13 protein-coding genes, 2 tRNA genes and 1 riboswitch are annotated in these 13,998 nt (G+C 57.2%); of the genes, 8 read left to right on the plus strand and 7 right to left on the minus strand.

Annotated features, from left to right (window positions below; genetic code table 11):
• Positions 1–219 precede the first annotated feature (219 nt).
• A riboswitch (cobalamin riboswitch) is annotated at positions 220–419 on the plus strand.
• A gap of 281 nt (positions 420–700) precedes the next feature.
• The 5 genes from B5E84_RS15770 (at position 701) to B5E84_RS15790 (ending at position 6,270) form a co-directional block, all read left to right on the plus strand.
• A complete protein-coding gene (locus tag B5E84_RS15770; protein ID WP_087224478.1) occupies positions 701–1,738 on the plus strand; it encodes a sirohydrochlorin cobaltochelatase in 1,038 nt (345 codons plus the stop codon).
• An 84-nt stretch (positions 1,739–1,822) separates the two neighbouring features.
• A complete protein-coding gene (locus B5E84_RS15775) occupies positions 1,823–2,815 on the plus strand; it encodes a hypothetical protein (RefSeq protein ID WP_087224480.1) in 993 nt (330 codons plus the stop codon).
• Positions 2,812–4,104: an ABC transporter substrate-binding protein gene (locus B5E84_RS15780; RefSeq protein WP_087224483.1), complete on the plus strand. Its 1,293-nt coding sequence runs from the start codon at positions 2,812–2,814 to the stop codon at positions 4,102–4,104. Before B5E84_RS15775 ends, B5E84_RS15780 begins: the two co-directional genes overlap by 4 nt.
• A gap of 27 nt (positions 4,105–4,131) precedes the next feature.
• Complete coding sequence (locus B5E84_RS15785; protein ID WP_087224485.1) at positions 4,132–5,151, plus strand: FecCD family ABC transporter permease; 1,020 nt, start codon at positions 4,132–4,134, stop codon at positions 5,149–5,151.
• Positions 5,152–5,166: 15 nt separating this feature from the next.
• On the plus strand, positions 5,167–6,270 hold the full coding sequence (locus B5E84_RS15790; RefSeq protein WP_087224487.1) for an ABC transporter ATP-binding protein: 1,104 nt from the start codon (positions 5,167–5,169) through the stop codon (positions 6,268–6,270).
• A 314-nt stretch (positions 6,271–6,584) separates the two neighbouring features.
• On the opposite strand, the gene B5E84_RS15795 is transcribed toward B5E84_RS15790, so the two are convergent.
• From B5E84_RS15795 to B5E84_RS15805, 3 genes are all read right to left on the minus strand, one after another.
• Positions 6,585–6,658: transfer RNA gene (locus B5E84_RS15795), tRNA-Val, on the minus strand.
• A 49-nt stretch (positions 6,659–6,707) separates the two neighbouring features.
• A tRNA-Ala gene (locus tag B5E84_RS15800) sits at positions 6,708–6,780 on the minus strand.
• A 52-nt stretch (positions 6,781–6,832) separates the two neighbouring features.
• Positions 6,833–7,462 carry a 4Fe-4S binding protein gene (locus tag B5E84_RS15805; protein ID WP_087224489.1) on the minus strand — a complete coding sequence of 210 codons (630 nt, stop codon included), beginning with the start codon at positions 7,460–7,462 and terminating at the stop codon, positions 6,833–6,835.
• A 260-nt stretch (positions 7,463–7,722) separates the two neighbouring features.
• Between B5E84_RS15805 and B5E84_RS15810 the strand changes: the two genes are divergently transcribed.
• Both B5E84_RS15810 and B5E84_RS15815 read left to right on the plus strand, forming a co-directional pair.
• Positions 7,723–8,544, plus strand: a complete 822-nt coding sequence (locus tag B5E84_RS15810) for an SseB family protein (RefSeq protein ID WP_330374280.1) — start codon at positions 7,723–7,725, stop codon at positions 8,542–8,544.
• A 90-nt stretch (positions 8,545–8,634) separates the two neighbouring features.
• Positions 8,635–9,246 (plus strand): cysteine hydrolase family protein, encoded by a 612-nt coding sequence (locus B5E84_RS15815; RefSeq protein WP_087224491.1) that lies wholly within the window; start codon positions 8,635–8,637, stop codon positions 9,244–9,246.
• Positions 9,247–9,390: 144 nt separating this feature from the next.
• Here B5E84_RS15815 and glgB read toward each other — a convergent pair whose 3' ends face one another.
• A complete protein-coding gene (gene glgB / locus B5E84_RS15820; protein ID WP_087224493.1) occupies positions 9,391–11,265 on the minus strand; it encodes a 1,4-alpha-glucan branching enzyme in 1,875 nt (624 codons plus the stop codon).
• Between the two features lie 144 nt (positions 11,266–11,409).
• Here glgB and B5E84_RS15825 point away from each other — a divergent pair, with 144 nt between their 5' ends.
• Entirely contained in the window at positions 11,410–11,943 is a 534-nt protein-coding gene (locus tag B5E84_RS15825; protein ID WP_087224495.1) for a TetR/AcrR family transcriptional regulator, read from the plus strand.
• 126 nt (positions 11,944–12,069) lie between these two features.
• On the opposite strand, the gene B5E84_RS15830 is transcribed toward B5E84_RS15825, so the two are convergent.
• From B5E84_RS15830 to B5E84_RS15840, 3 genes are read right to left on the minus strand one after another with little or no spacing between them, the layout of a single operon-like run.
• Positions 12,070–12,456: a DUF3592 domain-containing protein gene (locus B5E84_RS15830; RefSeq protein ID WP_087224497.1), complete on the minus strand. Its 387-nt coding sequence runs from the start codon at positions 12,454–12,456 to the stop codon at positions 12,070–12,072.
• A gap of 29 nt (positions 12,457–12,485) precedes the next feature.
• On the minus strand, positions 12,486–13,127 hold the full coding sequence (locus B5E84_RS15835) for an ABC-2 transporter permease (protein ID WP_087224499.1): 642 nt from the start codon (positions 13,125–13,127) through the stop codon (positions 12,486–12,488).
• Position 13,128: 1 nt separating this feature from the next.
• On the minus strand, positions 13,129–13,998 hold the full coding sequence (locus B5E84_RS15840) for an ABC transporter ATP-binding protein (RefSeq protein WP_087224501.1): 870 nt from the start codon (positions 13,996–13,998) through the stop codon (positions 13,129–13,131).

The raw sequence follows: 13,998 nt of genomic DNA on the forward strand, positions 1-13,998 counted from the left end.
TATCTTAAAAATGATAGAGGTAGGGAATAAACCATTAAGCATGAAAAAGAAACGGTATGCAATCGGAACAAACCCTGAAAAACATTTGGAGCAAATCATAAATCTGTAAAATTGGGGATGAAAACGGGGTTTAGTTGAAGAACACATTCATGCGTTTGTCGTGTACCCTCGCAACACACCAGTTGCAATCCCCGCCATTCTATGATACGATAACAAAATATCGAGTTAAGAACAGCCGGTGCCCCTGCCTGGCGCAGGGGGTAAAAGGGAAACAGGTGCAAATCCTGTGCGATCTCGTCACTGTGAGTAGGGAGCCCATGGCAAATGTCGCGGACAGTCACTGATTCCGATGGAATTGGGAAGGCCGCCGTGGGTGTGGATGGACAAGTCAGGAAACCTGCCGGCTGCTGGTACAGGAAACAGTTCCAGGATCACGAGTAATTGGTCGTACCGGTCGGCAGCAAAATGGCTGCGGATCTCTGACTCAAACGGCGGCGAACCAAAATGCCTGTCCACCAGCCTGAAACGCAGGCTGCGGCCAGGTTCTTTCGGCGCGGACAGGAAATGACAGGGCGATTGCGCCGGTCATATCAGAGAGCCAGTTTGAGCAGTTTCATCGGACGCGGAGCGCGGATTCCTATACCGTTTCTGGTCGGTAGTGTTACTTTCGTTCATTGCGCAGAAAAGAGGAGGAAACAAGGTGAAAATGAGAAAACTGGCCATTTTATTTTCCGCGGCGGCTTTGGGCGCCGGAATGATGGCAGGCTGTTCAGGCGGACAGACGGATCCGACGGCAGCTGCGGAGACGGCCGCAGAGACAGAGGCAGCGGAGACAAAGGCTGCGGAGGCAGCCGCGGACAGCGCAGCCGGGGAGGAAGAAGTGGAAGAAGAAAATTACAACACCGGGGACGCGTCCCTGGACGACACCAGAAACGGCGATGGCATCGGGGAGAGTGAGCTGCTGGTTGTCAGTTTCGGCACCAGCTACAACGACAACCGGCGGCTGACCATCGGCGCCATCGAGGCGGCCATGGAGAAGGCGTTTCCGGACTATTCCGTGCGCAGAGGATTCACCAGCCAGATCATCATTGACCATGTAAAGGACCGGGACGGCGTTTCCATCGACAACGTGACGGAGGCCCTGGACCGGGCGGCAGACAATGGGGTTAAGACCCTGGTGATCCAGCCCACCCACCTTATGAACGGCCTGGAGTACACCGACCTGGTAAACGAGGCCGCGGAGTATTCCGACGCCTTTGAGCAGGTGGTGATCGGCGAGCCGCTGCTCACCTCCGACGAGGATTTTCAGGCGGTGATTCAGGCCATCACCGAGGACACGGCCCAGTACGACGACGGAGAGACCGCCATCTGTTTCATGGGCCACGGCACGGAGGCAGAGTCCAACCAGGTGTACGGAAAGATGCAGGAGATGCTCACCGCCGCCGGCTATGAGAACTATTTCGTGGGAACGGTGGAGGCTGCTCCCACCTTAGAGGATGTACTGGCCGCTGTGGAGGCAGGAGAGTACAAAAAAGTGGTGCTCCAGCCCCTGATGGTGGTAGCCGGAGACCACGCCAACAACGATATGGCAGGAGACGAGGAAGATTCCTGGAAAACAACCTTTGAGGAGGCAGGCTACGAGGTGACCTGTGTGGTAAAGGGACTGGGAGAACTGGAGGCCATCCAGCAGCTCTTTGTACAGCACGCCCAGGCCGCTGTGGACAGCCTGGCAAAGTAAAACGGCTGCAAACAGAATAGGAATGCGCCAAAAGGCGGCCGGGGACAGCTGGCCGCCTTTTGGCGGAGATGGAGGTTGAGGACGATGAGAATGAGGAAATGGTGTCTGGCCGCGGCCGCGGCGGCCCTTGTCTGGGGGACGGCCGGGTGCGGCAGGGCTCAGACGGGAAATGGCAGCGGGGAAAGGGGCCAGACCGCAGCGGCACAGATGGAAGACGGGCAGGCGGAAACAGAGCAGGAGGAACCGGCTCTGGAGGGAGATAAAACAGAGCCGTTATCGAAAAACGGGTCAGAACCGGCCACGGAAGGGGAGACCGCCCCGACTCTGGCAGTGGGAACAGAGGGCATGGAGCCGGTTTACCCGGAGGCTCTGGCCGATGGGGAATATGACATCCAGGTGGATTCCAGCTCCAGTATGTTCCGGATCACGGACTGCCAGCTTACCGTGGCGGACGGCGCCATGAAAGCGGTGATGACCATGAGCGGAAAAGGGTACGGAAAGGTGTACCTGGGAACGAAGGAGGAGGCGGAAACGGCTCCGGAGACAGACTGGATTCCCTACGTGGAAAACCAGGACGGAGCTCACACCTTTGAGGTGCCGGTGGCGGCCCTGGACATGGAGATTCCCTGCAGCGCCTTCAGCAAAAAGAAGGAGCAGTGGTATGACCGCACCCTGGTATTCCGCTCCGATTCCCTTCCGGCGGAGGCCTTTGGAGCCGGCGGCCTGACCACGGCAGCCAGCTTAGGGCTGGAAAACGGGACGTATCAGGTGGAGGTTTCCCTGGACGGCGGTTCCGGCCGCACTACGGTGGAGTCCCCGGCCAGCCTGCGGGTGGAAGACGGAAACGCCTTTGCCACTATTGTCTGGAGCAGTCCCAACTACGACTATATGAAGGTGGACGGAGAGAAGTATCTGCAGATCAACGAGGAGGGCAATTCCGCCTTTGAGATCCCGGTGAGCGCTTTTGACCGGCGGCTGTCTGTGGCGGCGGACACCATCGCCATGAGCGTGCCCCATGAGATCGAGTACACCCTCACCTTCCACTCCGGGACGCTGCAGCCGGCGGAGGGAGAATGAGAGGGGAGAGAACGGGGAAAATCCGAGAAAAACGGGTCAGAGTTCTGAAAAGAAAGATCAGCTCCGCGGCCGCCGCGGCGATCCTGGGCCTTCTGCTTTCCGCCTGCGCATCCCCTGCCGCTGCGGAAAACGAGCGGGCCGTTTCTGCGAGCTCAGGCCAGATGGATTCTGCCGCGGGCAACACTCCGGCAGAACCGGAAAACGGGCCGTCTCTTTCCCCAGACGAGGCCGTTTCTCTGTCCTGGCCTTCCATGGAGCCCACCCACTCTTTAGAACTTCGCTATGCGGAACAGTTTTCCGTGGATTACTACGAAAACGGCTGTGCCCTCATTGAAATCCAGGAGAGCGGCCGCTATCTGACGGTGCCGGAAGGTCAGGAGGTGCCGGAGGGATTGCCGGAGGATGTGACTGTCATCCGTCAGCCCCTGGAACACATTTACCTGGCGGCCACGTCCGCCATGGATCTCATCTGCGCCCTGGATGGGGTGGATCAGGTGACGCTTTCCGGGACGGATGCTGGCGGCTGGTACATTGAGGAGGCGCGGGCAGCCATGGAGGACGGCCGGATGGCCTACGCCGGGAAATACAACGCTCCCGACTACGAGCGCATTCTGGCGGACGGCTGTGATCTGGCGGTGGAGTCCACCATGATTTTCCACTCCCCGGAGGTGAAGGAGCAGCTGGAGCGGCTGGACATCCCCGTGCTGGTGGAGCGCTCCAGCTACGAGAGCCATCCCCTGGGCCGGATGGAGTGGATCCGGCTCTACGGTGTTCTCCTGGGAAAAGAGGAGCTGGCGGAGAAACGGTTTGCGGAGGAGACGGCGGCCCTGGACGGAATCCTGAATCAGGAGAGTACAGGAAAGACGGCGGCGTTTTTCTACATCAACACCAATGGCGCCGTAAACGTCCGCAAGCCCGGCGATTACGTGGCGAAAATGATCGGAATGGCAGGCGGAACTTACGTCCCTTCCGGTTCCCAGGGAGAGGAAAACGCCCTTTCCACCATGAATATGCAGATGGAGGCCTTTTACGCCGCCGCGAAAGACGCGGATTTCCTTATCTACAACAGCGCCATCGAGGGGGAGCTGGCTTCCCTGGATCAGCTGCTGGAAAAAAGCAGCCTTCTAAAGGATTTTCGGGCGGTGAAAAACGGGAATGTGTGGTGCACCGGAAAAAACCTGTTTCAGGAGACCATGGGACTGGGAGCGATGATGCAGGATCTGCACCGGCTGTTTTCGCAGGAGCGCCCCGATCCGTCGCAGATGACCTACCTGCGGCATTTGGAGTAAAACGGCATAGGCCGGGAAGGAGAGACCATGAGAAAGAACCGTATTATGACTTACGTTTTGTCATTTGCCGTCCTGGCGGCCGCCTGTATCTTTTTGGCGGGGTGGAATCTCTGCTCCGGCAGCGTGCCCCTGTCCGCGGGGGAGATCCTGGGGATATGCTCCGGCGCCGCCGGAAATGAGACGGCCAGCCGCATTCTGTGGGACATCCGTCTGCCCCGCATCCTGTCCGCGGCCATTTTAGGCGGAGCCCTGGCGGTGTCAGGGTTTTTGCTGCAAACCTTTTTCGCCAATCCCATCGCCAGTCCCTTTGTGCTGGGGATTTCCTCCGGTGCTGAACTGGCAGTGTCTCTTTTGATGATCCTGTTTCTGGGACGGGGGATTTCCATCAGCTCTCTGGCCCTCATTTTTGCCGCCTTTGCCGGGGCTATGACCGCCATGGGGTTCGTGCTCCTCATTTCCAGCCGGGTGCGGGATATGTCTGCCCTGGTGATCTGCGGCGTGATGATCGGCTATCTCTGCTCGGCGGTAACCGACTTTTTTATCACCTTCGCCAATGACGCCGACATTGTGAACCTGCGCAGCTGGTCCATGGGCAGCTTTTCCGGGATGTCCTGGGAAAATGTGAGGGTTATGGCGGCGGTGGTGTTTCTGGCCTTTCTCGGGACGCTGTTTCTGTCGAAACCCATGGGCGCTTACCAGCTGGGAGAGGTCTACGCCAGGAGCATGGGCGTGAATGTGAAACGGTTCCGGACGGAGCTGATCCTGCTTTCCAGCGTGCTTTCCGCCTGTGTGGTGGCCTTTGCCGGCCCCGTTTCCTTCGTGGGACTTGCCGCCCCGCAGCTGGTCAAGCGGATGTTTGGGACGGCGAAACCGTTGATCATTATTCCCGGCTGTTTCCTGGGGGGCGCGGGGATCTGCCTGCTCTGCGACCTCATTGCCAGGACGGTGTTTGCCCCCACGGAGCTTGCCATCAGCTCCGTGACGGCGGCCTTCGGCGCGCCGGTGGTGGTGTATATGCTGGTAAAAAGCAGGCGGAGAGAACAGTAAAGGGAGGTGGAGACCATGAAGGATTATCTGCGCACAGAGCATCTGGACGTGGGATACGGCGGCGATCCCGTTCTGACGGACATCTGCCTTCACGTGAAACGGGGGGAGATCGTCACCCTCATCGGCCCCAACGGCGCGGGAAAATCCACGATCCTAAAGAGCATCATCCACCAGCTTTCCCCCATGGCCGGGACGGTGTATCTGGACGGCGAGACCATGGCGGGGATGAAGGAGGGGGAAATCGCCAGGAAAATGGCGGTGCTGATGACGGACCGGGTCAAGCCGGAGCTTATGACCTGCTGGGAGGTGGCGGCTGCCGGCCGGTACCCCTATACGGGCCGTTTCGGCATTCTCACCCCGGAGGACCGGAAACGGGTGGACGAGGCCCTGGCCCTGGTGCGCGGGGAGGAGCTGGCGGGAAAGGATTTCAGAACGGTGAGCGACGGCCAGAGGCAGCGGGTGCTGCTGGCGCGGGCCATCTGCCAGGAGCCGGAGGTGATCGTGCTGGACGAGCCCACCTCCTTTCTGGATGTGCGCTACAAGCTGGAGCTGCTGGACATGCTGAAAAGGCTGGCCAGAGAGAGAAAAACGGCGGTGCTCTTATCCCTCCACGAGCTGGAGCTGGCCCAAAAGCTGTCAGATTATGTGGTCTGTGTGGGAAACAGGGCCATTGAGCGCTGCGGCCTGCCGGAGGAAATTTTTACTTCGGACTATATGGCAGAGCTTTACGGCATCACTGCTGGGAGCTACCAGCCGGAGTTTGGCTGCCTGGAGCTGACGGCTCCCGGGGGAGCGCCGCAGGTATTTGTCATAGGGGGAAACGGCACAGGGATCCCTGTGTACCGCAGGCTTCAGCGAAAGGGCATTCCCTTCGCTGCCGGTATCCTGTTTGAAAACGATGTGGAGCTGCCTGTGGCCAGGGCTCTGGCCTCCCAGGTGATTACCGCTGCCGCCTTTGAGCCCATGGGAGAGGAAACGTACCGAAAGGCGGAGGCCCTGATGGATTCCTGTCCCCAGGTCGTCTGCGCCCTGAAGGAATTTGGCAGCCTGGGGGAAATGAACCGGCGGCTGGCGGAGCGGGCAAAGGAGAAATGGGTCCGGCCGGAGGAGCTGGAGTAGACACAGACAGGAAATCTGCGGTTTTCTGTGGGGGCTGTTGCTGTGGGAGATGAGAGAAATTTTCCATGAAAATGCCCCGCAGAGGAGGAAATGGTCCGGGAAAAGGACGGATCCTTCCGCTTGTTTTAAATAGGAATAAAAAGGCCCCGGAGGTAGCGACTCCGGGGGTTTTCATTTGTGAATGAAAAACAAGGTTTAAATGGAGAACACTTTCCTGCGTTTGCCGTGATTATGGAGTTTCCTTATTTCCCCTTTCAAACACAACAAAAAACCTCATATCCAAGCTTTCCAGCCTAAATACAAGGTTTTACCAGTGGAAGCAATGGGGCTCGAACCCATGACCTCTCGCGTGTGAGGCGAACGCTCATCCCAGCTGAGCTATGCTTCCAAACGTGTTATATTATAGCACCTGAAAGATAAAAGATCAAGTACCAAAATGGAGACAACGGGATTCGAACCCGCGACCTTTGCGTTGCGAACGCAACGCTCTCCCAGCTGAGCTATGTCCCCTTTCGCTTACCTTTTCTAGTATAGCACTAAGTTGAAAAAATGCAAGCGAAATTTACAAATCTTTCCGTTTCACAATGGCCCTGGCCAGGCAGACGTCATAGCAGTTGCCGCAGCGCAGGCAGTTTTCCTGCTGGATCACGGCGGGCCGGCGGCTGATGTCGATGCACTTCTGCGGGCATTTGGAGTAGCAGAGGCGGCAGAGCACGCAGCGGTCGGTGATGAAAAAGCCTTCCCCCTCCGATTCCGCCCCGCCGAAGGAAAAGCTGGCCCGCTGGATGGGTTTCGTTGACAGGTCAAACCATTCTCCCGTTCCCTTGTAAAGGCAGAACACCGTGAGAGCCCTTCTGGAGGCCTCGTCCGGGTAGATTTCCGCCATATAGGGATTTTTCTCAAACAGACGGGGCAGGAAGGACGGCCCCACTTCTTTGACACTTCCCCGCAGAGATAGGGAGCGGCTGGTCATGGTGCTTTCTCCCTCCATTCCCGTGACGGAGAGAAATTTCCGCTTGGTCAGGCGGCTGTAAAAGCCCTTGCCCTTGGCGGTGAGAAAATAGACGCCGTTTTCGTCCCAGTCCATCATGTCAATGACGCAGGTGACCGGCATCCCGCTGTCGTCCGTGGTGGCGGCCACGGTGGAGTGGATGTGGTCCACCAGATACGCGAAATAGTCCTGTGTTTCCATGGTAATTTGCCTCCTCATGATCCGGCGCGGACAGCCGTTTTCGCCCGCGCCCCTTTCCCGCGGTCCCGCCGCAGGTCTTTCTCCAGTATAGCAGGGGAAGACAAAAGTGGCAAGTGAGGGGAAAAGGAAATGATTATGAATTGCGCAGCCCACCGGAATGTGATACAATGGGAAGACCGAGTAGTAGAATGGAACCAGGCCGCCGTCATAAAAGGGTGAGCCCGCCGGGCGGCAGGGCCGAAAGGAGAACAAAGGGAATTATGAGTGAAGAAATGAAAAATACGAAAGATACAGGCCTGGGAGCGCTGCTGGAGCGGCTGAGAACCGCCCCGGAGCTGTTTTCCCTCATGTCTGTCTGCACGAAGGAGCCTTATGTGGTCTGCGACGAGGAGACCTACGACGATGAGGTATTCCTGTTTTTTGACGTAGAGGAAGCGAAAAAAGAGGGAGAGCGCCTGCTGGCGGAAAAGATCCCGGTAAACGTGTTAAAGCTGGAGAACAACCAGATGCTTTCTTTTTACACCGGCCTTTACACCATGGGAATCAATGCCCTGTCAGTGATGGAAGGGGGGAAACGCACCCTGGTGCAGCTCACGGATTTTGTGCGCCGCAGAAAGAACGAGGACATTCCGGAGGGAAAGGTGTGGGTGGAGAACCCGGCCCTGCATCTGACGGCCCTGTATTTTATCCAGGAGGCCAGAAGACGGCCCATCCAGGAGATGACAGAGGAGACGAAGGGGATGCAGGAGGAGCTGCTGGCCCATTTCTCCAAGGGACGCTACATTTTCCCCATCCGCAAGGACGGCAAGGGCGTGCCTCTGGCAAAGCTGCCCAACGGGGACGTTTACCAGCCTATTTTTACGGATATTCTGGAGTTCCAGAAGTTTAACCGGGAAGATCAGCTGAAGGCTGTGGTGGTAGACGCGCCGAAGATTCCTCAGGTGCTGGCAGCCGAGGCCAAGGGCGTGATCTTAAACATCACCGGCATCAACCTGCCCCTGCCCATCAACCGCCCGAAACAGGCTCCCAAGGCTCCGGCCCAGGCGCCGGCGGGAATCCCGGAGGAGAAAAAAGCGGAGTGAAAGAGAATTTAGGAGTGAATTTCGACCGGGACTGAATTTCCATTGGGACAATCGCAAATCATAAAAACAGATGATTAGGAGGTTTTTTCAATGGAAATCAGAGAGAACAGCGTGCTGCTGGTCATTGACATTCAGCAGGAAGATTTTGTGGGCATGGACGAGACAAACTTAGACGATCCGGCCTGGACCTGCATCCGAAACGCGAGACGGGTGCTGGACGTATTCCGGGCCAAGGGGCTGCCGGTGATTCAGGTAAAGGAGGTTCACCGGAAGGATATGGTGGATTTTGGCCGGGAGCTGGACGGCTCCGAGGGGATTCACTGCATGGAAAACTCCCCTTACACGGACTACGCCAGGCTCACCTACCCTCTGGAAAATGAGTACCGCATTACAAAGCGCAGGTACAGCGCCTTTTTCGGCACCGATCTGGAAATTCTGCTGAAAGGCCTGCACGCTGAGACGCTGTATCTCATCGGCGGGCTGACGGACGTGTGCATCCACTACACGGCGGTGGACGCCCATCAGCACGACTACCGGTTCCGGGTGGTCACTGACGCCGTGGCGGGCTCCAGCCCGGAGGCCCACCGCTACGCCCTGAAGGCCATGGAGTATTTGCAGCGGGACGCGCTGATCACTGTGGCGGATGTGGAGAGCGGTTTGACAGAAGAAACAGGAAAGGAAAACGGAGAGGAAAGGCTGTAACCTTCCCGTTCAGGCAGGGGCCTGGAAGACGTAAAACGCGTGTTCCAGGCCCCTGTTTTTTGTCTGTCTTCGCGGGCGAAAGGTTCCTCCTGACAGCTGTTTGACAGAAATGGCCGCTGCCAGACGGCGCTGCGTCTGCCCCGCTTACCGGAGGGTGAAGTACATGGCGGAAAAGCCTTTCACCTCCAGGGTCAGCACCGAATGTTCTATCAAATAAGTTTCAGAGGTTTTAGGCGTCGTTCCTCCAAAGCATTCCCAGTCGCTGCGGAACAGCAGCCGGGCCTGTTTCCAGTCCGGCAGGCTGCATTCGTATTCCGGAATCGTTTTGTCTCCAAAGTGCAGCAAAACCAGGATGGCCTGGCTGGCCGATTTCCGGATAAAGGCATATACAGGGGCCGTCTGACAGCTGCAGTCGATCCACTGGAACCCGTCCCGGTCGTAGTCCCTTTCATAAAAGGCGGGATGGCCAAGGTACAGCCCGTTCAGCTCCCTCATAAACCGGAAAAAGCCGTCGTGCTGGGGAAATTGCAGCAGATTCCAGTCCATTTCCCGTGTCTCGTCCCATTCCCGCAGGTGTCCCAGCTCATTTCCCATGAAATTCAGTTTCTTTCCCGGGTGGGCGAACAGATACATATAGAGCAGGCGGGCCTGGGCAAATTTGGCCTGGTAGTCTGCCCCGTTCATTTTCTGAACGATGGTAGCTTTTCCGTGGACAACCTCGTCGTGGGACAGGGGCAGAAGGTAGGTTTCCTTGTAAAAATAGTCCATGGAAAAGGTGATTTTGGAGGACTGGGCCAGGCGTTTTGAGGGCGGGGCCTGTAAGTAGGAGAGGGTGTCGTTCATCCAGCCCAGATCCCATTTGTAATCAAAGCCCAGCCCGCCGGCGTCCACAGGGGCTGTGACGCCCTGATAGGCGGAGGAGTCCTCCGCGATTAAGAGGGCGGAGGGGATCCGTTCTTTCAGCCCGCGATTCATGGTTTGCAGAAACTGGATGCCGGGCCGGTTTTCTCCCCGCTCCCGGTTTCCCTGCCAGTAGATCAGATTGCTGACGGCGTCCACCCGAAGGCCGTCAAAATGGAACTCCTTCAGCCAGTAATAGGCGGCGGACTGGAGGAAACTGCGGACCTCCCCGCGGGAGTGCATAAAATTGCAGCTCCCCCATTCATTTCTGCCCACATCCCTGTGGGGATACTCGTAAAGGGAGGTGCCGTCATAGGTTAAGAGGGCGTAGTCGTTGACGGCAAAATGCACGGGGACAAAGTCCAGGATCACGCCGATGCCCTGCTGGTGGCACTGGTCGATGAGATATTTCAGATCGTCGGGGGTGCCGTATCGGGACGTGGGGCTGAAAAAGCCGGTGGCCTGATAGCCCCAGGACTGATCGCAGGGATATTCATTTAACGGCATAATCTCCACAAAATTGTAATGGTTTTCCTGGAGAAAGGGGATGAGAAGGCCGGCCAGTTCCCGGTAGGAATACCAGCTGTCCGGCCGGTCCTCCGGCTTTTTCCAAGAGCCTGCGTGAAACTCGTAGATGTTCATGGGAGAACGGCGGCAGCCGCCCCGTTTTATGCCATAAAACCCTGCGGGTTCTCTGCTGCCAACGCCTCCGGCGGGAGGCTCGCTCCGCTCACAGGATGGCCCCTGCGCTGCTTTTAAATATGGGGCATCGTGAAATTCATAGCTGGAGAGATCCCAGATAATGGAGGCCGTTGCCGGGCGCAGCTCTGCGAAAAAACCATAAGGGTCGCAGTGGTCGAGATAAGTCCCGTCTTTTCGGTAAATCCTGTATTTGTACTTCATTCCCCGGGCAGCGTTTTCCACACGGCACTCCCAGAAATTTCCGTCGTAGACCTTCTCCATGGGCGTTTCCTGCCAGCAGTTGAAATCGCCGATGACGGAGATGCGAAGGGCGTTTGGGGCAAAGGTGCGAAACACCGCCCCATTGCCGTCCAAATGGGCGCCAAGATAGGCATAGGCGGTAAATTCCTGTCCGGTGTAAAATCCATAGTAATCCATCGTTCCCTCCTGAAATAGATAATAGACATAAGTCGTTTTTCTCATTATAATAAAAGGAAATGGAAAACGAAACCGGCAAAACCGGCGGGGAGTCGGAAAAGCGACGGAAAACGGAAATTGTCGGAAAACGAAGGGGGAACGGGGATGGACATCCGGGTTGTCAAGACAAAAAACAGCATTATCAACGCCTTTTTGGAGCTGCGCTCCCAGAAGGCCATCGAGAAAATAACGGTGAAGGAACTGTGTGAGAAGGCGATGATCCATAAATCCACGTTTTATTCTCACTTTTCCGACGTGTACGCCCTGTCGGAGTACCTGGAAATGCAGGTGGCCCATGACATCTTAAAGGAGATCGAGCATCCGGAATTCCTGCTGCTGAACCCGGAGGAGTTTAACCGCCAGCTCATTTACGCCTATCTGTCCCATGAGAGACTGATCCAAACCCTCTTTTCCGGCAGCCGGGCAGACGCCTTTTTAGTCTCCATTGAAACCAGCTTAAAGGAAACGATTTTCGCCCTCCGCCCGGAGTACAAGGACCAGGCCGCCGCCAATATCGCGGTGACCTACGGCGTTTACGGGGGATTTTACGCGTTTCAGAAGTGCCGGCGTTTTGGGGAGGATGTGCTGGTGGAGGTGATTGCTTCGCTGAATAAGAGGGTTGCGGAGCTGTTGGAATAGGGAATAGAGAGATCAGGCAGAGGCCTGGGAGGCGCAAAATTGCGTTTCCCGGGCCTCTGCCTATTACGGAATTCTCTGCAGTTTGGTGCCGCCGGCAGAATAGGGGAGAAATGGGCCTTCCTTCCATCAGGCTGCCAGCTTTCCTGCGATCCACAGAAGGCAGACTGCCGCGACCAGGGCGGAGGCTGCGATCCGCTTTGGGGAAAACCGGTATATCTGTTCCGGCCGGCTGCGGTTGTAGCGGATGGGAACGCGGTTTCCCACCTCCGCCCACAGGGGAACCTGAACGCGGTCTTTTGAGGTGTAGGTCTTTCCGCCGGCCTGGTAGGTGACGATGGCCCACTTGGAATTCCGCATCCGCGCCGTAGCGGGGGACACGGTTTTGACGGAGAGAATGGTTCCCTGGGTTTTTTCCGTGCGGTGCCGGCTGACAAAGCAGAGAACCGCGTTTCCGGCGCCAAACAGGGCTGCCGCCAGGGCGATGACGCCTAAAAAGAGAATGTCCTTATCCATAAGAGATACCTCCTGACAGTTTGATAACATTATGAAAGGTCGGCCTGCTGGTAAATCCGGACGGAAAGGGCGGAGGAGAGGGCCAGCACAAAGGCGCTGGCAGCCACGCTCCCGGCCGTCAAAAGCAGGGGATGGATGTGCCGCAGAGGCTCCGGGAGAAACGGGCCCTTCCACGCCAGCGACCAGGAAAATATAAAGGGTGAGGCCATGATAAACACAGCGAAAAACAGTCTCGTCTTTTCATATCCCAGCTTGTACTGCACCGGCAGATAGACGCCCAAAAGCAGGGAGATGACGAAGAACAAAAGAACCGGTGTTTCAAGCCCCACGGTGGCAAGCTGGGGAAACAAAAGGGTTTCCACGCCGAAAATCAGGCAGCTGGCCAGATAGATCAGGATGGAAAACAGGTATTTTGACAGCACCAGATCCCTGCGGGAAAACGGCAGGGCGCACAGCAGGGCAGCGGCCTTCGGATACTGGGTTTCTTTTAAGGATACGTACTGCAGGCACATGAGAACGGAAATGACCGCGGACAGCACAAACCCCAGAATGCCGGCCTGTTCCGGCGACCGCCACAGCAGAAACGGGGGAAAGGCGACGCACACCGCGAGCATGAGAAGAACGTAGCTTTTGGCCAGCAGAACCTCCTTTTTTATTAACTGAAACAGCATTTTACTTCCCTCCTTTGAGATAGTGGAGCATGATGTCCTCGATGGACGGACGTTCCAACAAGCAGTCCGGCAGAAGGGCCCGCAGGCGGTCCGGCTGCTTTGTGACGGCGGTAAAGCCGAAGGCGGTCTGGGTGATGCCCCCAAGCAGCGGCTCTACGGCTGGATTTAAGTCTCTGGGATCTCCTTTTACCACCCGGAACCGGTCCAGGAGCAGGTCCTTTTCCTCCTGGAACACCAGCCGTCCGCCGTCCATGAGGATCAGCAGGTCGGCGATTTTATCCAGATCGGAGGTGATATGGGTGGAAAAGAGCACGCCCCGCCCGCCGTTTTCCATAAATTCTTTTAAAAGCTCCAGGATTCCGGCGCGGATCAGGGGATCCAGCCCGCTGGTGGGCTCGTCCAGAATCAGAAATTCCGCGTGGTGAGAGAGGGCCAGGGCCAGGGCGTACTGCATCTGCATTCCCTTTGACAGGGTGCGGATTTTCTGCCTGGAACGGAGGGAGAAACGGTCCAGATACCGCCGGTACTCGTCTTCGTCCCAGGAGGGGTAGGCGGCAGCCGTCAGGTTTTTCATCTCCTCCAGGCTGAAATCCCCGTAAAATCCCCCGCCGTCCAGGACAATGCCCAGGCGTTCTCTCACGGCCCGCCCAGGGCGTGCCCCGGTTTCTGGAGATTCCGTGTTAAAAAAGTGGACGGTGCCGGAATCCGCCGGCATTAGACCGAGAATGGCCCGCAGGACGGTGGTTTTTCCCGCCCCGTTTCGGCCGATCAGGCCGGTAATGCAGCCCTCCGGCAGGGAAAAGGAAATATCCTTTAGGGAAAAGCCGGGATAGGTTTTGCTCAGTCCGCAGACTTCTAATATAGGTTCCAT

This window comes from Lachnoclostridium sp. An14 (genome assembly GCF_002160755.1).
Taxonomy (GTDB): domain Bacteria; phylum Bacillota; class Clostridia; order Lachnospirales; family Lachnospiraceae; genus Lachnoclostridium_A.